General features: G+C 65.8%; 23 protein-coding genes. 11 read left to right on the forward strand and 12 right to left on the reverse strand.

What is annotated here, in order from left to right; genetic code table 11:
• Positions 1 to 9 precede the first annotated feature (9 nt).
• Positions 10 to 1392, forward strand: coding sequence for an MmgE/PrpD family protein (locus tag ACZ50Q_RS15730; protein WP_464078915.1), 1383 nt, complete (start codon positions 10 to 12; stop codon positions 1390 to 1392).
• Positions 1393 to 1399: 7 nt separating this feature from the next.
• Here ACZ50Q_RS15730 and rph read toward each other — a convergent pair whose 3' ends face one another.
• Entirely contained in the window at positions 1400 to 2134 is a 735-nt protein-coding gene (rph, locus tag ACZ50Q_RS15735; RefSeq protein ID WP_464078916.1) for a ribonuclease PH, read from the reverse strand.
• A gap of 184 nt (positions 2135 to 2318) precedes the next feature.
• Here rph and ACZ50Q_RS15740 point away from each other — a divergent pair, with 184 nt between their 5' ends.
• Positions 2319 to 3251: a YicC/YloC family endoribonuclease gene (locus tag ACZ50Q_RS15740; RefSeq protein WP_076521027.1), complete on the forward strand. Its 933-nt coding sequence runs from the start codon at positions 2319 to 2321 to the stop codon at positions 3249 to 3251.
• 125 nt (positions 3252 to 3376) lie between these two features.
• Positions 3377 to 3661 carry a helix-turn-helix domain-containing protein gene (locus ACZ50Q_RS15745; RefSeq protein ID WP_464078917.1) on the forward strand — a complete coding sequence of 95 codons (285 nt, stop codon included), beginning with the start codon at positions 3377 to 3379 and terminating at the stop codon, positions 3659 to 3661.
• A 145-nt stretch (positions 3662 to 3806) separates the two neighbouring features.
• Here the strand turns inward: ACZ50Q_RS15745 and ACZ50Q_RS15750 are convergent, their stop codons facing one another.
• Positions 3807 to 5294, reverse strand: coding sequence for an amino acid permease (locus tag ACZ50Q_RS15750; RefSeq protein WP_464082002.1), 1488 nt, complete (start codon positions 5292 to 5294; stop codon positions 3807 to 3809).
• A gap of 228 nt (positions 5295 to 5522) precedes the next feature.
• Positions 5523 to 7022: an AMP nucleosidase gene (locus ACZ50Q_RS15755; RefSeq protein ID WP_464078918.1), complete on the reverse strand. Its 1500-nt coding sequence runs from the start codon at positions 7020 to 7022 to the stop codon at positions 5523 to 5525.
• Between the two features lie 374 nt (positions 7023 to 7396).
• Between ACZ50Q_RS15755 and ACZ50Q_RS15760 the strand changes: the two genes are divergently transcribed.
• Positions 7397 to 7993, forward strand: coding sequence for a C40 family peptidase (locus ACZ50Q_RS15760; protein WP_464078919.1), 597 nt, complete (start codon positions 7397 to 7399; stop codon positions 7991 to 7993).
• 93 nt (positions 7994 to 8086) lie between these two features.
• Here the strand turns inward: ACZ50Q_RS15760 and ACZ50Q_RS15765 are convergent, their stop codons facing one another.
• The gene (locus ACZ50Q_RS15765) at positions 8087 to 8857 is read right to left on the reverse strand and encodes an SDR family oxidoreductase (RefSeq protein ID WP_464078920.1); all 771 of its coding nucleotides are present in this window, start codon (positions 8855 to 8857) and stop codon (positions 8087 to 8089) included.
• 153 nt (positions 8858 to 9010) lie between these two features.
• Here ACZ50Q_RS15765 and gmk point away from each other — a divergent pair, with 153 nt between their 5' ends.
• From gmk to ACZ50Q_RS15780, 3 genes are read left to right on the forward strand one after another with little or no spacing between them, the layout of a single operon-like run.
• Positions 9011 to 9643, forward strand: a complete 633-nt coding sequence (gmk, locus tag ACZ50Q_RS15770) for a guanylate kinase (protein WP_464082003.1) — start codon at positions 9011 to 9013, stop codon at positions 9641 to 9643.
• Positions 9644 to 9687: 44 nt separating this feature from the next.
• Entirely contained in the window at positions 9688 to 9891 is a 204-nt protein-coding gene (gene rpoZ, locus ACZ50Q_RS15775; protein WP_006219679.1) for a DNA-directed RNA polymerase subunit omega, read from the forward strand.
• A gap of 22 nt (positions 9892 to 9913) precedes the next feature.
• On the forward strand, positions 9914 to 12208 hold the full coding sequence (locus tag ACZ50Q_RS15780) for a RelA/SpoT family protein (RefSeq protein ID WP_076521031.1): 2295 nt from the start codon (positions 9914 to 9916) through the stop codon (positions 12206 to 12208).
• Positions 12209 to 12340: 132 nt separating this feature from the next.
• On the opposite strand, the gene ACZ50Q_RS15785 is transcribed toward ACZ50Q_RS15780, so the two are convergent.
• The 5 genes from ACZ50Q_RS15785 to glnH all read right to left on the reverse strand — a co-directional run bounded on the left by ACZ50Q_RS15785 (position 12341) and on the right by glnH (position 15994).
• The gene (locus ACZ50Q_RS15785) at positions 12341 to 13111 is read right to left on the reverse strand and encodes a DNA alkylation repair protein (protein ID WP_464078921.1); all 771 of its coding nucleotides are present in this window, start codon (positions 13109 to 13111) and stop codon (positions 12341 to 12343) included.
• The gene (locus ACZ50Q_RS15790; RefSeq protein WP_464078922.1) at positions 13108 to 13602 is read right to left on the reverse strand and encodes a MarR family winged helix-turn-helix transcriptional regulator; all 495 of its coding nucleotides are present in this window, start codon (positions 13600 to 13602) and stop codon (positions 13108 to 13110) included. The genes ACZ50Q_RS15785 and ACZ50Q_RS15790 overlap by 4 nt, the downstream gene beginning before the upstream one ends.
• Before the next feature lie 96 nt (positions 13603 to 13698).
• On the reverse strand, positions 13699 to 14427 hold the full coding sequence (gene glnQ / locus ACZ50Q_RS15795) for a glutamine ABC transporter ATP-binding protein GlnQ (RefSeq protein WP_464078923.1): 729 nt from the start codon (positions 14425 to 14427) through the stop codon (positions 13699 to 13701).
• Entirely contained in the window at positions 14424 to 15080 is a 657-nt protein-coding gene (gene glnP / locus ACZ50Q_RS15800) for a glutamine ABC transporter permease GlnP (RefSeq protein ID WP_076521033.1), read from the reverse strand. The genes glnQ and glnP overlap by 4 nt, the downstream gene beginning before the upstream one ends.
• A 164-nt stretch (positions 15081 to 15244) precedes the next feature.
• Positions 15245 to 15994, reverse strand: a complete 750-nt coding sequence (gene glnH, locus ACZ50Q_RS15805; RefSeq protein WP_464078924.1) for a glutamine ABC transporter substrate-binding protein GlnH — start codon at positions 15992 to 15994, stop codon at positions 15245 to 15247.
• A gap of 167 nt (positions 15995 to 16161) precedes the next feature.
• Here glnH and ACZ50Q_RS15810 point away from each other — a divergent pair, with 167 nt between their 5' ends.
• Positions 16162 to 17196, forward strand: coding sequence for a C45 family autoproteolytic acyltransferase/hydolase (locus ACZ50Q_RS15810; protein ID WP_464078925.1), 1035 nt, complete (start codon positions 16162 to 16164; stop codon positions 17194 to 17196).
• Between the two features lie 23 nt (positions 17197 to 17219).
• Here ACZ50Q_RS15810 and ACZ50Q_RS15815 read toward each other — a convergent pair whose 3' ends face one another.
• From ACZ50Q_RS15815 to nudC, 3 genes are all read right to left on the reverse strand, one after another.
• Positions 17220 to 20843, reverse strand: a complete 3624-nt coding sequence (locus ACZ50Q_RS15815) for a hydantoinase B/oxoprolinase family protein (protein WP_076521036.1) — start codon at positions 20841 to 20843, stop codon at positions 17220 to 17222.
• A gap of 88 nt (positions 20844 to 20931) precedes the next feature.
• The gene (locus ACZ50Q_RS15820; RefSeq protein WP_076521037.1) at positions 20932 to 21441 is read right to left on the reverse strand and encodes a winged helix DNA-binding protein; all 510 of its coding nucleotides are present in this window, start codon (positions 21439 to 21441) and stop codon (positions 20932 to 20934) included.
• A 202-nt stretch (positions 21442 to 21643) separates the two neighbouring features.
• A complete protein-coding gene (gene nudC, locus ACZ50Q_RS15825; protein ID WP_076521038.1) occupies positions 21644 to 22414 on the reverse strand; it encodes an NAD(+) diphosphatase in 771 nt (256 codons plus the stop codon).
• Positions 22415 to 22694: 280 nt separating this feature from the next.
• Here nudC and ACZ50Q_RS15830 point away from each other — a divergent pair, with 280 nt between their 5' ends.
• Genes ACZ50Q_RS15830 through ACZ50Q_RS15840 form a run of 3 tightly spaced genes read left to right on the forward strand, consistent with a single transcriptional unit; the run spans position 22695 to position 25471 of the window.
• The gene (locus ACZ50Q_RS15830) at positions 22695 to 23669 is read left to right on the forward strand and encodes a TRAP transporter substrate-binding protein (protein ID WP_076521039.1); all 975 of its coding nucleotides are present in this window, start codon (positions 22695 to 22697) and stop codon (positions 23667 to 23669) included.
• Between the two features lie 7 nt (positions 23670 to 23676).
• Positions 23677 to 24177: a TRAP transporter small permease gene (locus ACZ50Q_RS15835; protein WP_076521040.1), complete on the forward strand. Its 501-nt coding sequence runs from the start codon at positions 23677 to 23679 to the stop codon at positions 24175 to 24177.
• Positions 24170 to 25471, forward strand: a complete 1302-nt coding sequence (locus tag ACZ50Q_RS15840; RefSeq protein ID WP_076521041.1) for a TRAP transporter large permease — start codon at positions 24170 to 24172, stop codon at positions 25469 to 25471. The genes ACZ50Q_RS15835 and ACZ50Q_RS15840 overlap by 8 nt, the downstream gene beginning before the upstream one ends.
• Positions 25472 to 25727 lie beyond the last annotated feature (256 nt).

Raw genomic sequence — 25727 nt, forward strand, 5'->3', positions numbered from 1 at the left:
CCCTTGCCCATGAACGCTGACCAAGACACCCCGCACCTGAGCGCCCAACTCGCGGCCTTTGCCGCCAACCTGCGCTATGAAGACATCCCGGCGCCGGTGCTGCGCCGCGCCGAAGACCTGCTGCTCGATTGCCTGGCCTCGATCCTGGCCGGGGCCTCCGCCCGCGCCGTCCAGGCCATCGACCGCTACGCCGCGGCGATGGGCCCGGCGGACGGTCCCAGCGAAGTCCTGATCACCCGCCGCCGCACGACGCCGCTGTTTGCGGCCATGGTGAACGCCGCCGCCGCGCATGTGGTCGAACAGGACGACGTGCACAACGGGTCGGTCTTCCACCCCGCCGCGGTCGTGTTCCCCCCTGCCCTGGCCGTCGCCCAGGCCTTGGGCGCGTCGGGCCGCGACCTGCTCACCGCCGCCGTGGCGGGCTACGAGGTCGGCATCCGCGTGGGCGAATTCCTGGGCCGGTCCCACTACAAGATCTTCCACACCACGGGGACGGCGGGCACGTTGGCCGCCGCCGTCACCACCGGCCGCTTGCTGGGCCTGACGCCCGAGCAAATGCTGCACGCGCTGGGTTCGGCCGGCACGCAGGCGGCCGGACTCTGGGAGTTCCTGCGCGACGCCGCCGATTCCAAGCAGCTTCACACCGCCAAGGCGGCGGCCGACGGCATCACCGCGGCCTACCTGGCCCGGGAAGGTTTCACGGGCGCCCGGCACATCCTCGAAGGTCCGCAGGGCATGGCCGCCGGCATGTCCACGGACGCTGATCCCAGCCGCCTGTGCGACCGCCTGGGCCAGCGCTGGGCGCTGGCCGAAACCTCGTTCAAGTTCCACGCGTCATGCCGGCACACGCATCCGGCGGCCGACGCCCTGCAGCAGGTCCTGCGCGACAACGGCCTCACCGAAGCCGACGTCGAGCGCGTCGTGGCGCACGTCCACCAGGGCGCCATCGATGTGCTGGGCCCCGTCGTCAACCCGCAGACGGTGCACCAGTCCAAGTTCTCGATGGGAACGGTGCTGGCGCTAATCGCCCGCAAAGGTCGCGCCGGGCTGGCGGAATTCGACGCCGGCCTGGATGACCCAGGCGTCGCGGCCTTCCGCGGCAAGGTGGAAATGGTGCTGGACGACGAAGTCGATGGCGCCTATCCGCAGCGCTGGATCGGCAAAGTCACGGTGTATACCCGCGACGGTCGCACGCTGCATGGACGGGTGGACGAACCCAAGGGCGATCCTGGCAATACCCTGAGCCGCGCGGAGATCGAGGACAAGACGCTCAGCCTGGGCCGCTATGCGGACGCCGCGACCGAACCCGAACTTCGCGGCTTGATCGCCACGATCTGGGCACTGGAGAACCGGGGCAAGGTGGACGCGCTGCTGCCCCGGCAATCCGCCTGACCGGCCGCTACGCCAGGGCGGCGCGCTGGGCCTGCACCAGGTTGGCGATGCCGTTCTCGGCCAGCACCAGCATCGTATCCAGTTCGGCACGCGTGAAGGTCGCCCCTTCGCCCGTGCCCTGCACCTCCACGAAGGCGCCGCTGCCGGTCATGATGACGTTCACGTCGGCGTCGCAGGCGGAATCTTCCTGATAGTCCAGATCCAGCACCGCCTGCCCGCCCACCAGCCCCACGGACACCGCGGCCACCGCGTCGCGGATGGGATTGGCCGTCAGGTCGCCCCGTTTCATCAGCAGCGCGACCGCATCGGCCGCCGCCACCCAGGCGCCGGTGATGCTGGCGCACCGCGTTCCGCCGTCGGCTTGCAGCACGTCGCAGTCCAGGTGGAGCGTGCGCTCGCCCAGCGCCTTCATGTCGAACACGGCGCGCAGGCTGCGGCCGATCAGGCGCTGGATTTCCTGCGTGCGGCCGCTCTGCTTGCCGCGCGCCGCCTCGCGGTCGCCGCGCGTGTGGGTGGCGCGCGGCAACATGCCGTATTCCGCCGTCACCCAGCCTTCGCCCTTGCCCTTGAGGAAAGGCGGCACCTTGTCCAGGACGCTTGCCGTGCACAACACGTGGGTATCGCCCGCCTTCACCAGCACCGCCCCTTCGGCGTAGCGCGTGAAGCCGCGCTCCAGGCTGAAAGGACGCAGTTGGTCGACGGCGCGGCCCGAGGGCCGGGCAAGGGTGGATAGAGTGGTCACAGCAGGCTCCAGACGTGGCTTCGATTCGCGGCATTGTACGGGCAGGCGCCACGGGAACAGCGCGCTTGGAGTATCCTGCCGCGATGCATCCGGTTGAAAACACAGACCCGCTGCCCACGACCTGGGCGCCGCGGGCCCCGGCGCAACCGGCTTCCACCCCAAGAATCACCAGGACACGCCCATCATGATCCGCAGCATGACCGCCTTCGGCAACGCCCGAGCAGACCTAGAACAAGGCACGCTTGCCATAGAACTGCGCAGCGTCAACAGCCGCTTTCTCGACCTGTATTTCCGCCTGCCCGACGAGCTGCGCCACGTCGAAACGCCGCTGCGCGAACTGCTGACGGCCAACCTGGCCCGCGGCAAGGTGGAGATCCGCGTGTCCTATACCCGCGCCGCCAGCGCGGACCTGTCCAAGCTGGACCCTGCCTGGCTCGAAAGCCTGGCCGAACAGCTCCAGGCCGCCCGCCGCATCATCCCCGACATCGCCTCGCCGCGCCTGGCCGAGCTGTTCAACTGGCCCGGCCAGCGTGGCAATGACGCGCTCGATCCGCAGATCTGGGGCGCCGCCTGCCTGCAGGCCGCCCAGCAGGCCCTGACGCAATTGCAGGAAGGCCGCGAACGCGAAGGCGAACGCCTCGCCGGCATGATGCGCGAATGCGCCGACGGCGTCGCCCGCGTGGTCGACATCGTGCAGGCCCACCTGCCGCAACTCCTGGCCGACCACCGCGACCGGCAGGCCGCCAAGCTGCGCGAAAGCGTGGAATCGGCCTTCCCCGGCGGTTTTGCCCATATCTCCGGCGCCGAATTGTCCGAACGCCTGTCCCAGGAAGCCAACCTGTTCGCCTTGCGCATCGACGTGGCCGAAGAGCTGTCCCGTCTGCGCTCGCACCTGGAAGAACTGCGGCACCTGCTCACGGACGGCGGCGGCAAGCCGTCCGCCGGCAAGAAGAACGCCGGCAGCGCCGGCAAGCGCCTGGACTTCCTGTTCCAGGAAATGAACCGCGAAGCCAACACGCTGGGCTCCAAGGCCGGCAGCATGGAAGTCACCCGCGCCGCGATGGACCTGAAGCTGCTGATCGAGCAGATGCGCGAACAGGCGCAGAACATCGAGTGATGCGGATCCGGGGAGCCCCTACTCCACGCGAGAGCGAGGAAATGGGGGTGCCCACCAGAAAGCAGACTGAACCTGGCCGGGTTCGTAGATATATTGGTGAACATCTGGAAAGGACGAACGAAATCATGAGCACCGCATTCACCAACATCAAGCAAGGCTTGCAAGAAGCAATTGCCCACGCCAAGGGTGATCTGCCAGGTGTGCCTATGCACCGCCCTCGCGTGGTCAATGTGAAGGCCGTGCGGGCCAAAGTAGGCATGACTCAAGAGCAGTTCGCCGCCCGGTTTGGTTTCTCCACTGCGACATTGCGACACTGGGAGCGTGGCGATCGGTCCCCGAGAGGACCGGCGCTGGTTTTGCTTAACGTGATAGAACGCAATCCCGAAGCAGTCATCGAGGCATTGGACTAACCGTCAGTCCTGACCTCGAATCGATCAATCCTTGGCACCGATCCGTCGCGGGATAAACTGAGCCGACAGCGCGATGCGAGCGCAGATCAGTGCCTTCGGGAGACTCGGACGAAGCGCATTTCTCAAGGCATGCACCCGTCCTCTTTCAGCGGATCTCGCCCGTGGCCGGCTCGCCCCGCAACGCCGAATCCAGATAATCCCTGCGGGCGCGCGCATCCGGGAAGCGCATGTCGCGATAGTTGACAACGCGCGACCCGCGCGCCAGCCGGTAGCCCGCCCAGATCAGCAGGAAGAGCGGAATGCCGATATACGTGGCCACCACCCCGCCCCAGTCGATCCGGTCCTGCAGGAAGGCCTGGTAGTTCTGGCCCAGCGTGATGACCAGGCACAGCACGAACGCGAAGATCGGACCGAAGGGAAAGAACGGGGACACATAGGGCAGATCGGCCAGGCTGTTGCCCTGCTTCACGTAGCCCCGGCGGAAACGGTAGTGGCTGATGGCGATGCCCAGCCACGCGATGAAGCCGGTCATCCCCGACGTGTTGAGCAGCCAGATATAGACGGCGTTGGGGCTGAAGATGAACGTGAAGAAGCACAGCGCCGCGACGGCCGTGGTGGCCAGCAACGCCCACAGCGGCACGCCGCTATGCGAAATGCGCCCGAAAATGCGCGGCGCCTTGCCTTCGCGCGCCAGGCTGTACAGCATGCGCGTCGCCGCGTACATGCCCGAGTTGCCGGCCGACAGCACCGAGGTCAGCACGACGGCATTCATGACCGATGCCGCCCCCAAGAGGCCGGCCCGCTCGAAAATCAGCGCGAACGGGCTGACGCTGATGTCCTCGACATCGTTGCGCAGCAGATGGGGATCGGTATAGGGAATCAGCAGGCCGATGACCAGGATCGCCGCCACGTAGAACAGCAGAATGCGCCAGAACACCTGGCGCACCGCGCGCGGCAGGTTGCGCGCCGGGTCCTTGGATTCGCCCGCGGCGATACCGATAAGTTCGGTGCCCTGGAACGAAAAGCCCACCACCATCGCCACGCCGATCAGCGCGGCGAACCCGCCGGCGAAAGGCGCGTCGCCCACGGTCCAGTTGGCAAGGCCACCGGTCTCGCCGCCGCGGATGATGCCCAGCAGCATCATCACGCCCATGACGACGAAAGCCAGCACGGCGATCACCTTGATGAGGGCGAACCAGAATTCCGCCTCGCCGAACCCTCGGGCTGACAGGGCGTTCAGCCCAAAAGTGACCGCCAGGAACAAGGCGCTCCAGTAGAACCCGGGTACGTCCGGAAACCAATACGCCATGACAAGCTGCGCCGCCACCAGGTCCACCGCGACCGTGACGGCCCAGTTGTACCAATAGTTCCAGCCCAGCGCGAAGCCGAAACCGTCTTCGACGTAGCGTGCGCCGTACGTGGAAAACGAGCCGGACACCGGCATCGCGGCCGCCAGTTCGCCCAGGCTGGTCATCAGGAAATAGACCATGATGCCGATCAGCACGTACCCCAGCAGCGCGCCGCCGGGGCCGGCCTTGGCGATGGTCGCGCCCGACGCCACGAACAGCCCGGTGCCGATCGACCCGCCCACGGCGATCATCGTCAGGTGGCGCGCGGACAGCGTGCGCCGCAGTTCGGACGGCCTGCCCGCCTCCGATTTGCGCGTGCCGCCTGAGCGGCGATCATCGTGTTCCGATGGAGCCAAAATGCATTCCTTCACGTCTGCAGGCCTCGCGCAACGCAGCGCGTAGGCCCTGGGAAATCCGAGCAACGCGCGAGAATAGCGCAATCGGCCCCGACATGAAAAATGACCCGCGGCGGGGGACGGATCAACCGTCCTGGCGCCCCGCCCGCCTCGCATTTATTGAAACGCTGTTTCCATGAACGTGCGCAACTTGCGCGAATGCAGCCGCTCCGGCGGCATGTCCCGCAGGCGCTCCAGCGCCCGGATGCCGATTTCCAGATGCTGGTTGACCTGGCGCCGATAGAACGCGCTGGCCATGCCCGGCAGCTTCAGTTCGCCGTGCAGGGGTTTGTCCGACACGCACAACAGGGTTCCGTAAGGCACCCGGAACCGGAAGCCGTTCGCCGCGATCGTGGCGGACTCCATGTCCAGGGCGATCGCGCGCGACTGCGCGAAGCGTTCCACCAGATCGACGTGATCGCGCAATTCCCAGTTCCGGTTGTCGATGGTCGCCACCGTGCCTGTGCGCATGATGCGCTTCAAGTCCCACCCGGACAGCCCGGCCACCTCTTCCACCGCCTGCTCCAGCGCAACCTGCACCTCGGCAAGCGCCGGCACCGGCACCCAGGTGGGCAGGTCGTCGTCCAGCACGTGGTCTTCGCGCACGTAGCCATGCGCCAGCACGTAGTCGCCCAGCCGCTGCGAATCCCGCAGGCCGGCGCAGTGCCCGAGCATGAGCCAGGCGTGCGGGCGCAGCACGGCGATGTGGTCCGTGATCGTCTTGGCGTTGGACGGCCCGACGCCGATATTCACCAGGGTGATGCCGGAATGGTCGCCGCGTACCAGGTGGTACGCGGGCATTTGCGGCAGGCGCACCGGCTGGACCTCATCGCCCGGGCCGCTTTCGCCGCGGCGGGTGATGCGATTGCCCGGCTCGACGAGCATCTCGTAGTCTTCGTTGCCGCTGGACATGAGCGCGCGGGCGCGCGCGCAGAACTCGTCCACATAAAACTGGTAATTGGTGAACAGCACGAAATTCTGGAAGTGCGCCGGCGCGGTCGAGGTGTAGTGCTGCAGCCGGTGCAGCGAATAGTCCACCCGCTGCGCCGTGAACGGCGCGAGCGGCCGGGGCTCGCCTTCCTTGCCCCGCCAGGAGCCGTTGACGATGGCGTCGTCCGTGACCGCCAGGTCCGGCACGTCGAACAGGTCGCGCAGGGGCCGCTTGAGCGCCTCCAGGTGCTCGCCTTCCACGTAGGCGCCCTCGGGAAAGGCGAAGTGCAGCGGAATCGGCGAATCGGATTCGCCCACTTCAACCGCCACCCGATGGTTCTGCAACAACTGGCCGACCTGCTCGATCAGGTAATCGCGAAACAGCGCCGGCTGCGTGATGGTCGTCTGGTAGATGCCCGGTTCGGCGACATGGCCGTACGAAAGCCGGGTGTCGATGGGGTCGTAGGTCTCCACGACGATGCGGATGGCTGGGTAATAGGCCCTGAAACGGGCGGCGCCATTGCCGGGGTCCTTCAAGACCTCACGAAAGGCAGTACGCAAAAAGGCCGTGTTGCGCGCATAGATTTCAGCCAGCCGGTCCACCGCGGACTGTGCGTCCTGGAAGGGTTCGAAGGGCAACGCCTCGGGCCGGTTGAAGGACGACAAAAGGTGTACTGCGTTCATCATTGAGCTTTACTCCGCCTTCTTATCTGTCTTGCTCGAATCCCTTGCCGCGCGCGGCGGCGCCGCGGGGAGCCGATGCAGTCGATTATGCCCGAGGCGGTGCGCGATCACGTGACAGGCCCGCACGCGGATGGGGATATCCGCGCATCCTTGCCGCATCCGGGATCGCCAGGGGGGCGTCCTGTTACGGCAGCCGGTGGAAAGGCCGTAACAGCGGGCGGCCGATAATGCTGCATTGCACTACAAATGTAATGAAACATTATTACATTATAATCGTGAGGCGTTCCGGGTGTTCCGCCTGCGAACCGCTCCCTTTTCCGCCGGCTTGCCATCCCAGGCAAAGCCATGCCGCCCACTCCGATTCTTGAAGTGACGTAATGACTCCGCCCACGCGAAAAGTCCGCTTTTCCTTTTTCCGCATTCCCGCATTCCTGTCAGCGCCGCTGTTGGCCCTGACCCTGTCCTGGACCCCCGGCGCCGCCCACGCATCGCTGGCTTCCGATCAGGCCCGCCCCACCCTCAGCGGCCTGCGCCTGGCGCAAGAGCCCACGGTGCCCACGCTGCGCGAACGCGTCGTGCAGGCCGGCCTGGAAGCCATCGGCACGCCGTACAGCTGGGGCGGCGACGACGCCGACGGTTTTGATTGCAGCGGCCTCGTTCTATATGTCTTCCGCGAAATCGCCGGACTTGAACTGCCCCGCACCGCCCGCGCGCAGCGCTCCGAGGGGCACAACGTTGCCGCCAAAAAGGAACTGCGTCCTGGCGACCTGGTGTTTTTCGCCACCCGCGGACGGGGCGTGACCTCGCACGTGGGCATTTACATCGGCCAGAACAAGTTCGTGCACGCGCCGCGCCGAGGCACGAAGGTGCGGGTGGACGACATGAAATCCGCGTACTGGTCCAAGCGCTACCTCGGCGCCCGCGCCTACCTGGACACGCCGCCCAAGCAAATGTTGGCCCAAGCCTCTCGCTGAACCGGCAAGCACGTTACGGGCTGGCGCCCTGGGGGACGTATGGGCGCATGACCGCAGGCCGTGCGCCCAATGCCCGCTGCCGGACCGGAAGCGTCAGCCCCGGCCCACGAACGGCATGTTCGTGGCCATCAGCGTCATGAACTGTACGTTGGCGTCCAGCGGCAGGCGAGCCATGGCGGCCACGGCCTGCGCCACGTGGGCCACGTCCATGCGCGGCTCCACCTTGGTGCTGCCATCGGCCTGCAGGATGCCGGCGGCCATGCGCTCGGTCATTTCGGTCGCGGCGTTGCCGATGTCGATCTGGCCGCAGGCGATGTTGTACGGCCGGCAATCCAGCGAAATCGACTTGGTCAGGCCGGTCACGGCATGCTTGGTGGCCGTGTAGGCGATCGAGAACGGACGCGGCGCGTGCGAGGAGATCGAGCCATTGTTGATGATGCGTCCGCCGCGCGGGTTCTGCGCCTTCATGATGCGTATCGCGGCCTGGGCGCACAGAAACATGCCGGTCAGATTGGTGTCGACCACGTCGCGCCAGACGGACACCGGCAATTCCTCGATCGGCACCGCCGGCGCGCCGCGCCCGGCGTTGTTGAAGAGCACGTCGAGGCGGCCGTATTCGCGCTGGGCGGTGTCGAAGAGATCGCGGACCGCCTGCTCGTCCGAGACGTCCGTGGGCACCACCAGCGCCCGCAATCCGTCTTCGCCCGCGGCGGTGCGCGTGGCTTCGAGCGGCTCGCGCCGGCGGCCGGCCAGCACGACCCGATAGCCCTGCGCCAGGAATTCCAGGGCAACCGCGCGCCCTATGCCGGTGCCGGCGCCGGTTACCAAGGCCACGCGGGGCGGGTCGATCTCGTTCGTCGTCATCGGATTCTCCTGCTTATGGATGCGCGAAATCCTACCCGAATCGTCCCGCGGATGCTGCAAGCGAAGGTTCCAAGCGCAACACACTTTCAACAGCCGCGCCGCGCGATTTGCTATTCTTCGAGTCTTAGCATCACACGCCGGTCACATTCATTCATGCACGCCACTCCCGGAAACGTCTTCATGGTCGTCGCGCCCAGCGGCGCCGGCAAGTCCAGCCTCGTGAAGGCCCTGCTCGCCCAGGATCCTTCCATCCTGCTTTCCATTTCGTGCACCACGCGCGCGCCCCGCCCGGGCGAAGCAGACGGCCGTGAATACCGGTTCGTGTCGGCCGACGAATTCAAGCGCATGCGCGAAGCCCAGAACCTGCTGGAATGGGCCGAAGTCCACGGCAATTTCTACGGCACCCCCCGCGATCGCATCGACGAGGCCACCAGCCAGGGCCGCGACGTGCTGCTTGAAATCGACTGGCAAGGCGCGCGCCAGGTGAAGCAGCGTTTCCCCGGCGCGATCGGCATTTTTGTGCTGCCGCCCTCCATCGACGAACTCGAAAGCCGGCTCAAGGCGCGCGGCCAGGATGCGCCGCAGGTCATCGCCCGCCGGCTGATGGCCGCGGGCGGCGAAATCGCCCACGCGCCTGAATGCGAATATGTTATTATTAATCAAGAATTTAGCGTAGCCTTGTCGGAACTGACCCAAATTGTCAGCGCCGCGCGGCTACGCTTTTCGTCTCAGGCCGCCCGGCACGCCGACTTGTTTGCCCAACTTGGCATCCCGGCCGAACACTGAGCCGAACGCATTCTCCCTATCTTCCATCAGCACCAGGTGTCCTAATGGCTCGCATTACCGTCGAAGACTGTCTGAATCAAATCCCCAACCGTTTCAAGCTCACGCTGGCCGCGACGTACCGTGCCCGTGAATTGGCGCAAGGCCATGCCCCGCGCCTGGACAGCAAAGACAAGCCCACGGTCACTGCACTGCGCGAAATCGCGGGCGGCCTCACCGGCGTGGAAATGCTGCGTAAAGTTCCCACCTGATCACTGCCGGGGGGCTGCTAGCATGGCTTTTCCCGGGCTGAAGTACGCTTCATCTGGTCTGCTTGCCGCACTGCGTGCCGGCTCCCGTCTCGGGCGCCGCACGGGCAAGAAAGATAAGAACTCCCCCACGCCACCGTCCGTCGCCGCGCAAGAAGCGGCGGACGCGACCGGATCCCCGGTCGCCTCGCTGGCGCCGCTGACCGAAATCATCGGCAGCTATCTCGACAAGAACGATGTAGAGCGCGTGCGCGAAGCCTATCGCTTCGCGGACCAGGCGCACCTGGGCCAGTTCCGCGCCAGCGGCTCGCCCTACATCTCGCATCCCATCGCCGTCACGGAAATCTGCGCGGGCTGGAAGCTCGACGTCAACGCGCTGTCTGCCGCCCTGCTGCACGACGTGATGGAAGACCAGGGCATCGCCAAGCACGAGCTGGCCGAACGATTCGGCCCCGAAGTCGCGGAACTGGTCGACGGCCTGTCCAAGCTGGACCGCCTGGATTTCGCCACCAAGGCCGAACAACAGGCTGAAAGCTTCCGGAAAATGCTGCTGGCGATGGCGCGCGACGTGCGCGTCATCCTCATCAAGCTGGCCGACCGGCTGCACAACATGCGCACGCTGGACGCGGTCAACCCCGAAAAGCGGCGCCGCATCGCCCGCGAGACCCTGGACATCTACGCGCCCATCGCGCACCGGCTGGGCCTGAACCTGCTGTTCCGCGAACTGCAGGACCTGTGCTTTGCCGCGATGTACCCCAACCGCTACCAGGTGCTGTACAAGGCCGTGCTGGCCGCGCGCGGCAATCGTCGCGAGGTCATCACCAAGATCGCCGATTCCGTGCGCGCCGCCCTGCCCGCCGCGGGCATCGAAGCCGAGGTCAGCGGCCGCGAAAAGACCCTGTTCGGCATCTACCGCAAGATGGTCGACCAGAAGAAGTCGTTCTCGGACGTGCTGGACATCTACGGTTTCCGCGTCGTGGTCCATACGCTGCCCGAGTGCTATCTGGCGCTGGGTACGCTGCACCAGTTGTTCCGCCCGGTGCCCGGCAAGTTCAAGGACTACATCGCCATCCCCAAGGTGAACGGCTACCAGTCCCTGCACACCACGCTGGTCGGTCCCTACGGCACGCCGGTTGAATTCCAGTTCCGCACGCGCGACATGCATCATGTCGCGGAAGAAGGCGTGGCCTCGCACTGGCTGTACAAGGGCGCGGACCTGACGCTCAACGACCTGCAGAAGCGCACCCACCAGTGGCTGCAATCGCTGCTGGACATCCAGAGCCAGACCGGCGATTCCGGCGAATTCCTCGAACACGTCAAGGTCGACCTGTTTCCGGATGCCGTCTACGTGTTCACGCCGCGCGGCAAGATCATTTCGCTGCCCCGGGGCGCCACGCCGGTGGATTTCGCCTATGCGATCCACACCGACATCGGCAACCAGGCGGTGGCGGCCAAGGTCAACGGCGAGTTCGTGCCCCTGCGCACCGAACTGAGCAGCGGCGACACCGTGGAAATCGTCACGTCCCCGGCCTCGCGTCCCAACGCACAGTGGCTCAATTACGTACGCACCGGCCGGGCGCGCTCCGAGATCCGGCACTATCTGCGCACGGTCAAGTACGAGGAGTCGGTTGCCTTTGGCGAGCGGCTGCTCGCCCAGGCGATGCAGGAGCTGCACATGCCCCTGCCCGCCACGGACGACCCGGCATGGCAGAAGCTGGCGCGCAGCACCGGAGCCAGCTCGCGCGAGGAAATCCTGGCCGACATCGGCCTGGGCAAGCGGCTGGCGGCGGTCGTCGCGCGCCGCTTCGCACCCGAGCACCAGCTTGTCGCCACCACCGCCGCCGCGGTGGACGAGCTGACCTCGGCGCGCAGCGCGCCCATCCTGATCCAGGGCAACGAAGGCCAGGCGGTGCAACTTGCTCCTTGCTGCGGTCCGCTGCCCGGCGACCCCATCGTGGCCGGGATGCGCATGGGCCATGGCCTGGTGGTGCATACCGCCGACTGCCCCGTGGCGATGCGCCAACGCCTGCGCGAACCCGAACGCTGGATCAGCGTGGGTTGGGACGCGCAGACCGCCAAGCACCTGGCCACGCGCCTGGACATCGTCACGCGCAATGAACGCGGCGTACTGGGGCGGCTGGCAGCCGAAGTCACCGCCGCCGACGCCAACATCGTCCACGTCACGATGCACGATGATGCGGTCGCCACCGTGTCGCTGCATCTGACGATCCAGGTCGACAGCCGCAAGCACCTGGCCCAGGTCATCCGCGCGATCCGGCATGTGCCGCAGGTGCAGAAGATCGTCCGGGTTAAGGGCTGAGGCACTGCAATCCCGAAGGCGTCCGGCAGAACCGGACGCCTTTTTTCATGTCTGCGCCGGCCGCGCGGCCGCGCTCACCTCATCATCGGTAGTATCGCGGCAACCAGATAGCCGCACATGAGAGGAGCCTCGTCACTTCAGACTGCGCATGGCGCGCTCGCAGATGCGGCGGGTGGCGTCGGCAGGCGTGGGCTGTAACCATTGGGCGCAGAGATCGCGCACCCAGGCGGGCTGATCCTTGGCGGCATCATTGAGCCAGTTGGCCACCGAGTCCTGCACGTAGACGGAAGGATCGGCGCGCAATGGCGACAGAATCGGTAGCGCCTGTGCCGGCTCGTGCTTGAGGGCTGCGATATGTGCACACCAAACGCCGCGCGGCCGAAGCGCTTCGCTGGCGAAGCGGCGCAACCGTTCGGAAGGCGATGACGTCCATTGCGCCAAAAGGGCGATGGACACATTCAGCGCCTCCGCCAAATGTGGGCGTACCGCCATCCAGGCCCACTCGCGCACGCCGAAATGGTCGTCGTCCGCCAACGGCCGGATAGCGGACAGGCGCGCAGACAGAGGCAGATCGGGTTGGGCGCCGATCATGAAGCAGGCCCAGCCACGCACGGTATCGGCGCCATGCGCCCGGCAGACTTCGATGCCGTCGGGGCCCAGTGCATCCAGCAACACCGCGCCGATGCGGCCCATGCGTTTCAGAACACCGAGTTCGCAAGCCGAATCGACATCTTTCAGCACCTTGGGCGGCAGCTCCGGAAAAACCACGCGCATGAGTGTCGCTTGATCAAGCGCCATGCATTCGGCCAAGGTTGCGCTCTGCATCTCGCCGCGCGACAGGGCCTGCAAGACGTCGGCAGGAATATCGGCAGCTCGGGTGGCACCTTTTCGGGGAGCAGTCACGACGCCGCCCCCCCCAGATTGCCCGCAATCTTTTCCAACAGGGCGGCCAGTTGTTTGCGCTCTGGCGTAGAAAGGTTGCCGTACAGGCCGGCGATCCAGCGGCCGTGTTGCTCGAACACCTGCTTGGCAATCCGCTTTCCCTTGCGCGTGAGCCGTATGCACAGGGCGCGACGATCGTTGGCGTCTGCATGGCGCTCGATCAGTGCTTCCCGCTCCAGGCCGTCGAGCAAACCCGTGACGGTGGCTCGGGTGATGCCGGCGCGTTCGGCCAGCGCATTGGGAGCCAGGCCATCAGGCGCGGCATCAAGCAAAAACAGCAGGACGAAGCGCCCTTCCGACAGGCCATGCGGCGCCAGTAGCGCGGCGCAGTCGCGGTCGATTTTGGCAGCCAGCGAAAGCGTCTGAAAGCATAGAAAAATGCCCTCTACGTCGGGCGTGTTGCGTCGTTGCGCTTCCTGAATGAGCGCACGGTACTTCTGCTCAAGTTCCAATTTAAAAGCCACCATACTATACGGTGGCTAATTATATGCCAGCCACACCAAAAACCGTGCGGCCGCGTGGCCCTCTGCACGTGACAACGGACCGTTTCACGTCACATGCTGCAGAAAGTCCTTCAGGCGCTGGCTGGGAGGATTGTTCAGCAGTTCCTCTGGCGGACCGTCGTGCGCGATCTTGCCGGCGTCGATGAAAATGAGCCGGCTGCCGACCTTGCGCGCGAATTCCATTTCGTGCGTGACGACCACCATGGTCATGCCCTCCTCGGCCAGGTCGCGCATGACCTGCAGCACCTCATGGCGCAGTTCGGGATCCAGCGCGGAGGTGGGCTCGTCGAACAGCATCAGCTTGGGCATGATCGCCAGCGCGCGCGCGATCGCCACGCGCTGCTGCTGGCCGCCCGAAAGTTCGGCCGGATAGTGGTTCATGCGTTCGGCCAGCCCGACCTTGGCAAGCAACTCCCCGGCTAGCTTGCGCGCTTCCGCCCGGCTCTGGCCCCGGGTGTGCACCGGCCCGAACATGACGTTTTCCAGCGCCGTCATCTGCGGAAACAGATTGAACTGCTGGAACACCATGCCCGCCTCGCGCCGTATCTCGCGGATTTGCGCCGGATCCCCCTTCACGCTGAGGCCATCGACCAGCAGGTCGCCCTCGTTGATGGTCTCCAGCACGTTGATGCAGCGCAGGAATGTGGACTTGCCGGAGCCGGACGGCCCCACCACCACCACGACCTCGCCCGCATCGATGTTCAACGAGATGCCATTTAGCACCGTCGAGTCGCCAAAGCGCTTGGTGACGTTATGGAATTCGATCATGCTCATAGGATGCGCATCCTCTTTTCGACCAGATGCAGGGTCAGCGCCATCAGGCCCGTGAGTATCAGGTAGATGATCGCGACGGCCGACCAGATTTCGACCGCGCGGAAATTGCTGGCCATGATTTCCTGTCCCTGCCGGGTCAGTTCGGCCACGCCGATCACGATGAAGAGCGACGAGTCTTTCAGGCTGATGATGCACTGATTGCCCAGCGGGGGGATCATCCGCCGGAATGCGACCGGCCCGATGATGTGCAGCAGGATCTTGTGGAAAGGCAGCCCCATGGCCTGCCCCGCTTCCTTCAGCCCCTTGTGGACCGACAGCAGCGACCCGCGCACGATTTCCGAGATGTAGGCGCCCGAATTGATGATGAGGGTGACGATGGCCGCCCATTCGGCGTCCACCCGGATGTCCGCCAGCAAGGGCAGCGCGAAATAGATGAACATGACCTGCACCACGATCGGCGTGCCGCGGATGACCGCGACATAGACCTGCGCAATGCCCGAGAGAATCGCGTTCCCGTAGGCCCGCGTCACGCCCGACAGCGCGCCCAGCAGGAAACCGCCCGCCAGGCCCCAGAACGTGATCTTGATGGTCATGAGCGTACCCGTCAGCAGATTGGGTAGCGCATCGTTGATTACAGCCCAGTCGAACTCCACGATCTTCCCCCCTGGCGCGCGATGGCGCGCCCCTATCATGGCGCGGGCAACCGCGTAAGCGCGAAGACGGTGCCTGCGCCGGAAGCCGGCATTGCGGCCGGCGCCGGCATGGTCCCGTCCCGCCTAGGCGGCGCGCCCGCGAAAAGTGCGGCTATCCGGGCCCGTCAGGGCTTCTTGCCGAACCACTTGGTGTAGATCGCGTCGTACTGGCCGTTGGCCTTGAGCGTGGCGAGCGCCTTGTTCACCTCGGGCACCAGCGGGCTGCCCTTGGGGAAGGCGATGCCGTAGAAGTCGCCGCTCTTGACCGACCCGATCACCTTCACGCGGCCCTTGCCGGCCGTGTTGGCGTAATACTGCACGTTGGGCGTGTCGTGCACCGCGGCGTCCACGCGGCCGGTCGCCAGTTCCAGGTAGGCGTTGTCGATATTGGGGAACAGCTTGAGCTTGGCGTCGGGGACCTGGGACCGCAGGAAGTCGACCGTGGCGGTGCCGGTTTTGACGGCCACGGTCTTGCCGGCCAGCGAGGCAGCGTCCTTGATGTCGGTGTTCTTATCACCCACCAGGATGGCCAGGCCGCTTTCGTAGTAGGGATCGGAGAAATCGATGACCTTCTTGCGATCGTCGCGTATCGTGATGCCAGCCAGCGCAGCGTCGATGTTCTTGGTCTGCAGGCCGGGGATGATGCCGGCGAAGTCCATCGGTTGCAGCTTGTACTTGAGGTTGAGTTCCTTGGCGATGGCCGCCCAAAGATCGACGTCGAATCCGGTATAGGTATTGCCCTGCTTGAATTCGAACGGCACGAAAGCGGTATCGGTGGCGACCACCAATTCCTTGCCCTGGGCCTGGACGGCCGAAGCGCCGGTCAGGGTGAGGGACAGGCCGACCAGTGCGGCGGCGACTTTACGCTTGATCATGAAACTCTCCTCTTGGGGAGCGCCAGGCACCCCGGGGCTGTTGTAAGGGCATGATTCCTGGGCTGAGCCGGGTTCGCCGGGCCAGCTTATCGACGATCTTAACGCATCAGTCCCCGCCGGGCGGGCGGGAGAAAACTTACAATCCGCGAGACATCCGGAGGATTCCCATGGCTTACAAGTACCTACGTATCACCGGAAACCGCCGCCAGGTCGGTCAGGCGCTGGGCAGGCTGGCCCGCCCGATCATGGCGACCTACCTGGAGCAGAGCGGAACCTGGGAAGCGCTGCGGCCATGGCGCGGGCATCCCTTCGTGGACGACCTGGCGCAACAGACGCAGGCCGCCCTGCCGCTGATCTGGGAAGAACTCGAGGGAATGGCCGAAGGCCTGCGCATGCCGATCAAGGACGTGCTGCTGTGGCACTGCCGCGGAGATCTGCTCCACAGCGCCACGGACGGCTGCACCTCGGTGGCCTTGCGCACCGCCGATGGCGCGCGCTGGATCGGCCACAACGAAGACGGCGATCCGTATCTGTATGGCCGTTGCCATCTGGTGGACGTCGCGCTGGACGACGCGCCGGGCTATCTCAGCTTCTACTACCCTGGCTCGCTGCCCGGGCACACCTTTGCCGCAAACCGGGCGGGGCTGGTGCAGACCATCAACAATCTGCGCACGCGGCAGCGGCACACGGGCGTGCCGCGCATGTTCCTTGCGCGCGCGGTCCTGGACTGCGCGACCCTGGACGAAGCGGTGGCGCTGCTGCGCGACCTGCCCCATGCCGGCGGCTTTCACCACACGCTGGGCGCGGCCACGGACGCGCGCCTGCTGAGCGCCGAAGTCACCCCCGGCTCGGTGTCGATACTGGAAATCGGCCGACGCTACGGGCACGCCAACCATATGGTGCACGCCGACACGCGCGGCCAGCCGCAGATCGTCACCGATTCGTCTCGGGCCCGGCAGAACCGGATCGAAGGCCTGGTGGATGGGTGGTCCCCGGAGTCGGGCAGCGCCGACATGCTTGCCGCGCTGCTCGACACCGAGGGCGCCCTGCCGATCCTGCGGACCGCGCGGGATGATCCCGACGACGAGAACACCCTGGCGACCGCCCTGTTCGAGATCACGGACGACGCCGTGGTCCTGCGCGTGCACGACCGCAAGGCGCGCGCCGATATCGCGCTGGACGTGATGTCCGATCCCGACTGAACGGGACCCGACACCCGCCCGGATCACAGCGTGCCGTAACCCCCGCCTCCCGGCGTTTCGACGACGAACACATCGCCCGGGTGCAGTTGCGCGCTGTCCTGCGGGCCGAGTTCCTCGATGGTGCCGTCCACGCGCTCGACCGAGTTGCGCCCCATCGCGCCGGGCTGCCCGCCGGCCAGGCCGAACGGCGCGTAACGCCGGTTGTTCGACAGGATGGCCGCGGTCATGTCTTCCAGGAAACGGATGCGGCGCACGCCGCCGTCGCCCCCCGGATACCGGCCCTTGCCGCCCGAGCCCTTGCGGATCTCGTAGGATTCCAGCCGCACCGGGAAGCGGAACTCCAGCACTTCGGGATCGGTCAGGCGCGAGTTCGTCATGTGTGCCTGGACCACCGACGTGCCGGCAAAGCCCTCGTCATGCGGACCGGCCGCGTCGATGCGCACCGGGCCCGCGCCCGTGCCGCCCGAGATGGTCTCGTAGTACTGATGGCGCGCGTTGCCGAACGTGAAGTTGTTCATCGTGCCCTGGCTGGCCGCCAGCACGCCCAGCGCGCCATACAGCGCGTTGACGATGCACATGGACGTTTCCACGTTGCCCGCGACCACCGATGCCGGCGGGTTCGGACGGAGCATCGAGCCTTCCGGCAGGATGATGGACAGCGGCACCAGGCAGCCGTCGTTCAGCGGGATGTCGTCGTTGACCATGGTGCGGAAGACGTACAGCACCGCCGCCACCGCGATCGCCCCGGGCGCGTTGAAGTTGTTGTCCAACTGCGGCGACGTGCCGGTGAAGTCGACCACGGCGCTGCGCGCCTCGGTGTCCACGCGCACGGCCACCCGGATGACCGCGCCGTTGTCCAGCGGGTATTCGTAGCTGCCGTCCTTGAGCACCGAGATCACGCGGCGCACCGCCTCTTCCGCGTTGTCCTGCACGTGCCCCATGTAGGCGCGCACGACGTCCAGGCCAAAGTGGTCGCACATGCGCAGAAGCTCCTGCACGCCCTTTTCGTTGGCGGCGATCTGCGCATGCATGTCGGCGATGTTCTGGTCCGGATTGCGCGCCGGCCAGCGGCCCGACCCCAGGATCTGGCGGGCGGCCTCTTCCCGGAACTCGCCGTTCTTGACGAGCTGGAAATTGGTGAACAGCACGCCCTCGTCTTCAACGGTCTTGGAATCCGGCGGCATGGAGCCCGGCGTGGTCCCGCCGATGTCGGCGTGGTGGCCGCGCGAGCCCACGTAAAACAGGATCTCGCGCCCCGCCTTGTCGAACACGGGCGTAATGACCGTGACGTCCGGCAGGTGCGTGCCCCCGTGGTACGGGTCGTTCACGACGTAGGCGTCGCCCGGCATCATGCGGCCGGCGTTGGCGTTCATGACCGTGCGCACCGATTCGCCCATGGAACCCAGGTGCACCGGCATGTGGGGCGCATTGGCGATCAGCCGCGCCTGCGCATCGAAGATGGCGCAGGAAAAGTCCAGGCGCTCCTTGATGTTGACCGAGTACGCCGTGTTCTGCAGGCGGTAGCCCATCTGCTCGGCGATCGACATGAAGAGGTTGTTGAAGACCTCCAGCATGACGGGGTCGGCCTGCGTTCCGACCTTGCGGCGCTCGGGACGCGCTTCCACGCGGCGGATCACGAAGTGGTCCTGCGCGGTCAGCTCGGCCTGCCAGCCGGGTTCCACGACCGTGGTCTGGTTGGGCTCGGAAATAATGGCCGGGCCCGGAACCACGTCGCCACCTGCCATGTCTTCGCGCACGTACAGCGGCGTATCGCGCCAGGCGCCCGCGCTGTACATGCTGACCACGCGGCGGGACTGCAGCGCGCCGTCGCGGGCGCGCGCCGTCGCTGCCTCGCCCACGCGTTCGCCCCCACCCGTCGCCTCGACCGAAATGGTCTCGACCACGAGTTCGCGGTTGGGCATCAGGAACGAATAGCGCTGGCGATAGGCGGCCTCGAAGTCGTGGCGGGCCTGCGCGAGGTCGGTGAACGCCACTTCCAGCGCCGTATCCGTGCCGCGGTACTTCAGGTGCAGGCGGCGCTGCACGCCGATGTCGGCCTCGGCCACATGCTGGCGGCGCAGTTCGCCGACAGCCTGGCTTGCCAGGACGTCCAGCTCTTCCTTCAGCTCGCTCATCAGGGCCGCGTCCAGCACCTTTTCGACCGTCTTCTGGCGCATGTCCGTCTGGTCGGCCAGGCCCATGCCATAAGCCGACAGCACGCCGCCCAGCGGGTGGGCAAAGACGGTCGTCATGCCGAGCGCGTCGGCCACCAGGCAGGCATGCTGCCCGCCGGCGCCGCCGAACACGGTCAGCGCGTATTCGGTGACGTCATGGCCACGCTGCACCGAGATGCGCTTGATGGCTTCGGCCATGTTGCCCACCGCGATCTCGAGGAAGCCCTCGGCCAGCTGTTCGGGCGACATCTCACGGCCCGTGGCGGCGCGGACCTCGGCGGCCATCGCGGAAAAACGTTCGACCACGGCGTCGCGGTCCAGGGGCTCGTTGGCCTCGGGTCCGAACACCTTGGGGAAGAAATCGGGCTGGATCTTGCCCAGCAGGACATTGCAGTCCGTCACCGCGAGCGGACCGCCCCGGCGATAGCAGGCCGGACCGGGATTGGCGCCTGCCGAATCCGGCCCGACGCGCAGCCGCGCGCCGTCGAAATGCAGGATGGAGCCGCCGCCGGCCGCGACCGTATGGATGCTCATCATGGGCGCGCGCATGCGCACGCCGGCCACCTGGGTTTCGAACTCGCGCTCGAACTCGCCCGCGTAATGCGACACGTCGGTCGACGTGCCGCCCATGTCAAAGCCGATCACCTTCGGGAAACCGGCGATCTCGCTGGTGCGCACCATGCCGACGATGCCGCCCGCCGGACCCGACAGGATCGCGTCCTTGCCGCGGAAACGATGCGCGTCGGTCAAGCCGCCGCTGGATTGCATGAACATCAGGCGGATGCCCGGCAGCTCGCCAGCCACCTGGTCCACATAGCGCTTGAGGATGGGCGACAGGTAGGCGTCCACCACGGTCGTGTCGCCGCGCGAGACGAACTTGATCAGCGGGCTGACCTCGTGCGAGACGGACACCTGCGTGAAGCCGATGTCGTGCGCGATGCGCGCGGCCTGCTGTTCGTGGCCGGTGGCGTGCCAGGCATGCATGAAGACGATGGCGACGGCGCGGATGCCGCTGTCGTACGCGGCCTGCATGTCCTTGCGCAGACCGGCTTCATCCAGCGGACGGATCACCTCGCCGTCGGCCGCGACGCGCTCGTCCGCCTCGATGACGGATTCGTACAGCATCTCGGGCAGCAGCACATTGCGGTCGAAGAGCCGCGGGCGGTTCTGGTAGGCGATGCGCAGCGCATCGCGAAAGCCCCGCGTGGTCACGAGCAAGGTGCGCTCGCCCTTGCGCTCGAGCAGTGCGTTGGTGGCCACGGTGGTGCCCATCTTCACGCACTCGACCTGATCGGCGGGCACCGGCTGGCCGGGCGCGATGCCCAGCAGCTTGCGTATGCCCGCGACTGCGGCGTCGCGATACTGCTCGGGGTTTTCCGACAGCATCTTCGCCGTGGTGGTCGTGCCATCGGGGCGGCGCGCCACGATGTCGGTGAAGGTGCCCCCACGGTCAATCCAGAATTGCCACTTCATAGGTATCCTCGAAAACAAGAGGCCGCCGGGGCGCGCTCGGCCACGGTCGGGTTGCGGATGGATCGGGGCCTTGCCCCGCGTATTGGAATCAGAGAGAGGTCGCGGCACGCGCCGCCTGGTCATACAGTCCGGACAACGCGCGCAGCGTGTGCGCCAACTGGCGGCTGAATTCCAGCCCGCCCCCGCCTGGCGCGTCCAGGCCGGCGGTCAGGCACTGCTCGCGGATTTCTCCGTAGCGCTTGAGGATCGCCGCGCCCTCCGGTGTGACGCTGTAGAAGACTTCCTTGCTGCTGCGCTCGCCGCGCACCACGCCCAGCCGGTCCAGCTTTTTCAGCGCATAGCTGACGACGTGGGTGTCTTCCACGTTGAGCGTGAAACAGATGTCGGCCAGCTTCTTGGGCCGCTGACGGTGGTAGACGTGGTGGAACACCATGACGTCGGTAGGCGTCAGGTCCGGCAGGCCGGCAGCCGCCATGCAACGCACGGTCCAGCGATCGAACGCATGGCCGGCGATCATCAGGCCGAATTCCACTTCGGAAAGATCTGGCGCGCTACCGCCAGCCAGATGAGCCGATGACGCAATCAACGCAGAGGACATAGGAGCCAGGACCCGAAAGCCAAGTTTATCTGGATGAAATACTAATAATTTATCCATATTTCATCAATAAAAAATAAGGCGTGGCCGTAAAAAATCCCTCGCTTCGAGGGAATACCCCTAGGTGGAATCGACCTGCCGGCCTTCAGGGCATCGGTCCCTCAGGGCACGGAGGCACCGGGCTCGGGCCATACGGCTCAGGCCGTCAGGGCGCGGTCCAGCCCATGGGCAGGTTCGCCCGGATCAGCCAGCCGGCAATCGAAATGCGGGCCGCGATCTCGGGCATGGCGTCGCCCGGGCCGAACCAGCGGGCGTCGACAATCTCATCTTCCTGGACACGGATGTCGCCCGACACGTAGTCCGCCGTGAACGCCACCATCAGCGAGTGCGGGAACGGCCAGGGCTGGCTGCCGAAGTACTGCAGGTTGCCGACCTTCAGGCCCACCTCTTCGAAGACTTCGCGATGAACGGTCTGCTCGATGCTTTCGCCCGGCTCGACAAAGCCGGCCAGCGCCGTGTAGCGGGCCGTGGGCGCGTTGGCGTGGCGCGCCAGCAATATGCTGTCGCCCTTGCGGATCAGCACCATCATCGCCGGCGCGATGCGCGGATACGCCGACAGCCCGCAGGCGGGGCAGCGCAGGCAGAATTCGTGCGCCACGCGCTCGGCGCGGGTGCCGCAGGCGCCGCAGAAGCGATGGGTGCGCGCCCATTCGGCGATCTGGTAGGCGCGGCCCGCCAATGCCATCGCCTCGTCATCGAACACGCCGAACAGCGACCGCAGCTTCTTGAATGCGTAGCCTTCCGGGGCTTCGATGCCGGGCTCGACGCACACCGTCCGATACGGCGAATCCGCCTGCACCCAGACGGGCAGCAAGGCCGCGGCAGTCAGGCCGATGCGTTCGCACAACGCCGAATCCGGCAACACGCTGGACGATGTCTCGACCAGCAACTCATCACGGCGAAAAACGAAATTCACACGACCCTCTGCGCTGCGTAGGCAATGGCGCAATCTTAGAAGAAAAACCGTGCGCCGATAACGCCTCGGCGGTCATGGACCGCAAACATTGAACCTTCAATCAATGAACGACAGGCAGCCTTAGGAATTACCCGTAAAACGGCGATTTACCGCGCTTTGTTACCGCACAGCAACATAGAATGGCACGGCGCTCAGGCGGCGCGACGCCGCGCCGCGCAATCTTTTTCCGCACTGCCTATCGGGAAAGACCCGTCTTCACCATTCGCAAAGAAGGACCACCATGTACAAGAAAATCTCGCTGCTGACCGGCAGCATCGTCCTGGCATTCAGCGCGGGCGCACAGGCCCAGACCAAGTGGGACCTCCCCAGCGCCTACCCGGCGAGCAACTTCCACGTCGAGAACCTGACCACCTTCATCAAGGACGTGGACACGCTGTCGGATGGCAAGCTCAAGATCACGCTGCACAACAACGCCTCGCTCTACAAGGCGCCCGAGATCAAGCGCGCGGTGCAAGGCAACCAGGCGCAGATCGGCGAGATCCTGCTGACCAACTTCGCCAACGAAGACCCGGTCTACGAACTGGACGGCCTGCCCTTCCTGGCCACCGGCTACGACGCCTCGTTCAAGCTGTACCAGGCGCAAAAGCCCTTCCTGGAAAAGAAGCTGGCCTCGCAGGGCATGACCCTGCTGTACGCCGTGGCGTGGCCGCCCCAGGGCATCTTCGCCAACAAGGACATCAAGCAGATCAGCGACATGAAGGGCCTGAAGTGGCGCGCCTACAGCCCGGTGACGGCCAAGATCGCCGAACTGGTCGGTGCGCAGCCCGTGACCGTGCAGCAGGCCGAACTGGCCCAGGCGCTGGCCACCGGCGTGATCGATTCCTACATGTCCTCCGCGTCCACGGGTTACGACACCAAGACCTACGAGTACATCAAGAAGTTCTACGACACGCAGGCCTGGCTGCCCAAGAACGCCATCATCGTGAACAAGAAGGCGTTCGACGCGCTGGATCCGGCCACGCAGGAAGCCCTGAAAAAGGCCGCCGCGCAAGCCGAGGAACGCGGCTGGAAGCTGTCGCAGGAAAAGAACAAGTGGTATCAGGCCGAGCTGGCCAAGAACGGCATGGAAACCATCAAGCCCACGGTCGAACTCAAGGAAGGCCTGAGCGTGATCGGCAAGCGCATGCTTGACGACTGGCTCAAGAAGGCCGGCGCGGACGGCCAGGCCATGATCGACGCCTACAAGAAGCAGTAATTCCGACATGCGCCGTTTTCTAGATTCCCTGTACGGCGCGGCCGGCCTGCTGGCCGGCCTGTGCACGATAGGCGTACTTGTTTCAGTGCTGGCGGCGATCATCTCCCGCCAGCTCAGTTTCAACATTCCCGGCACGGATGCCTATGCCGGGTATTTCATGGCCGCGGCGGGATTCCTGGCGCTGGCCAGCACGTTCAAGCACGGCGAGCACATCCGCGTGACGCTGTTGCTCAATTCGCTGGCGCCCGCGGGCAGCCGCCGGCTCGACATCTTCGCCCTGGCCGTCGGCTGCCTGCTGGCCGCCGCCTTCGCGTTTTTCAGCGTCAAGCTCACGTACGACTCCTGGCTGTTCAACGACATCTCCACGTCGAACGACGCCACGCCGCTCTGGATCCCGCAGACGACCATGGCCGTCGGCACGATCCTGTTCTTCGTCGCCCTCGTCGATGAACTGATCCGCCGTTCGCGCGGCCTCTCCGCCGCCACATCGCAGCAAACTCATGAATGAACTTCTCGTCATTACCCTACTGGTCGTTTCGATCTTCGTCCTGCTTGGCTGCGGGGTGTGGGTCGGCCTGACGCTGGCGGGCACGGCCTGGATCGGCATGGAGATCTTCTCCAGCCGCCCCGCGGGCGACGCCATGGCCGTCACGATCTGGGGCGCCTCGTCCAGCTGGACGCTGACCGCCCTGCCGCTTTTCCTGTGGATGGGCGAAATCCTGTTCCGCACCCGGTTGTCGGAAGACCTGTTCAAGGGGCTTGCGCCCTGGCTGAACCGGGTGCCCGGCCGCCTGCTGCACACGAACGTGATCGGCTGCGCGATCTTCGCGGCGGTGTCCGGCTCATCGGCGGCCACCTGCGCGACGGTCGGCAAGATGACCATCCCCGAGCTCACGCGCCGCGGCTACCCCGAGGACAAGATCCTTGGCACGCTGTCGGGCGCCGGCACGCTGGGCCTGCTCATCCCGCCCTCGATCATCATGATCGTGTACGGCGTGGCGGCGGACGTGTCCATCGCCAAGCTGTTCATCGCGGGCATCGTGCCGGGCATCGTGCTGGCGCTGCTCTTTAGCGGCTACATCGCCTGGTGGGCCATCCGCAATCCGGACCAGGTTCCGGCGGCGGACCCCGGCCTGTCCTTCATGGAAAAGCTGGGCCGCTCGCGGCACCTGATTCCGGTGCTTCTGCTGATCGGCGCGGTGCTGGGCTCCATCTACACCGGCATCGCCACCGCGACGGAAGCCGCGGCGGTCGGCGTGGTGGGCGCGCTGTTCCTGTCGGCGCTGCAAGGGTCGCTGAACCGCAGCAGCTTCATGCAGTCCCTGCTGGGCGCCACCCGGCTGTACTGCATGATTGCGCTGATTCTGGCGGGCGCGCAGTTCCTTACCCTGGCGATGGGGTACATCGGGCTGCCGCGCGCGCTGGCAGAATGGATCGGCGGCCTGGGCCTGCCCCAGTTCGGCCTGATCATGGCGCTGATGGTGTTCTTCATCGTGCTGGGCTGCTTCCTGGACGGCATCTCGATCGTGGTGCTGACCATGGGCGTGCTGCTGCCGACCGTGCAGGCGGCCGGCATCGACCTGATCTGGTTCGGCATCTTCGTCGTGTTCGTGGTGGAAATGGCACAGATCACACCGCCGGTGGGCTTCAACCTGTTCGTGCTGTCGGGCATGAGCGGGCGGGAACTGCCCTACATCGCCCGCGCTTCGCTGCCGATGTTCATCCTGATGACGGTGGCCGTGCTGCTGCTCTATGTGATTCCCGGCATCGCGACCTGGCTGCCGCTGCACATGACGCTGTAGCGCCCGCGCAAGCGTCGCCCAGGCCCCGTGCCCTCCAAACCCCGTTCTTCGAACGGGGTTTTTTCTTTTCCGTCGGTCTGTTTTTTCTGCTTGGGGACCTGTCGCGGTCGCCTCAGGCTGTAAACCCGGGAAAACGCCGAAGTTTTTCGATGTTCCGGCCGCGCCAACTTTCTTAGAATCCCCAGGCGCGCGGCCAACCGCCGGGCGCGACCCGCCAAGCCAAAAGCGCGGCGCAACCACAAATCAGCTACACCTG

This window comes from Achromobacter sp. T5-5 (assembly GCF_055397965.1).

Bases quoted from the DNA above. Each gene is read 5' to 3' on its own strand.
- ACZ50Q_RS15815 (WP_076521036.1), bottom strand. From the start codon at position 20,843: ATGAAGTGGCAATTCTGGATTGACCGTGGGGGCACCTTCACCGACATC.
- ACZ50Q_RS15840 (WP_076521041.1), top strand. From the start codon at position 24,170: ATGAATGAACTTCTCGTCATTACCCTACTGGTCGTTTCGATCTTCGTC.
- glnH (WP_464078924.1), bottom strand. From the start codon at position 15,994: ATGATCAAGCGTAAAGTCGCCGCCGCACTGGTCGGCCTGTCCCTCACC.
- rpoZ (WP_006219679.1), top strand. From the start codon at position 9,688: ATGGCTCGCATTACCGTCGAAGACTGTCTGAATCAAATCCCCAACCGT.
- ACZ50Q_RS15740 (WP_076521027.1), top strand. From the start codon at position 2,319: ATGATCCGCAGCATGACCGCCTTCGGCAACGCCCGAGCAGACCTAGAA.
- ACZ50Q_RS15760 (WP_464078919.1), top strand. From the start codon at position 7,397: ATGACTCCGCCCACGCGAAAAGTCCGCTTTTCCTTTTTCCGCATTCCC.
- ACZ50Q_RS15745 (WP_464078917.1), top strand. From the start codon at position 3,377: ATGAGCACCGCATTCACCAACATCAAGCAAGGCTTGCAAGAAGCAATT.
- ACZ50Q_RS15730 (WP_464078915.1), top strand. From the start codon at position 10: ATGAACGCTGACCAAGACACCCCGCACCTGAGCGCCCAACTCGCGGCC.
- ACZ50Q_RS15820 (WP_076521037.1), bottom strand. From the start codon at position 21,441: ATGTCCTCTGCGTTGATTGCGTCATCGGCTCATCTGGCTGGCGGTAGC.
- ACZ50Q_RS15755 (WP_464078918.1), bottom strand. From the start codon at position 7,022: ATGATGAACGCAGTACACCTTTTGTCGTCCTTCAACCGGCCCGAGGCG.
- ACZ50Q_RS15835 (WP_076521040.1), top strand. From the start codon at position 23,677: ATGCGCCGTTTTCTAGATTCCCTGTACGGCGCGGCCGGCCTGCTGGCC.
- glnQ (WP_464078923.1), bottom strand. From the start codon at position 14,427: ATGAGCATGATCGAATTCCATAACGTCACCAAGCGCTTTGGCGACTCG.
- gmk (WP_464082003.1), top strand. From the start codon at position 9,011: ATGCACGCCACTCCCGGAAACGTCTTCATGGTCGTCGCGCCCAGCGGC.
- ACZ50Q_RS15765 (WP_464078920.1), bottom strand. From the start codon at position 8,857: ATGACGACGAACGAGATCGACCCGCCCCGCGTGGCCTTGGTAACCGGC.
- ACZ50Q_RS15780 (WP_076521031.1), top strand. From the start codon at position 9,914: ATGGCTTTTCCCGGGCTGAAGTACGCTTCATCTGGTCTGCTTGCCGCA.
- ACZ50Q_RS15810 (WP_464078925.1), top strand. From the start codon at position 16,162: ATGGCTTACAAGTACCTACGTATCACCGGAAACCGCCGCCAGGTCGGT.
- ACZ50Q_RS15830 (WP_076521039.1), top strand. From the start codon at position 22,695: ATGTACAAGAAAATCTCGCTGCTGACCGGCAGCATCGTCCTGGCATTC.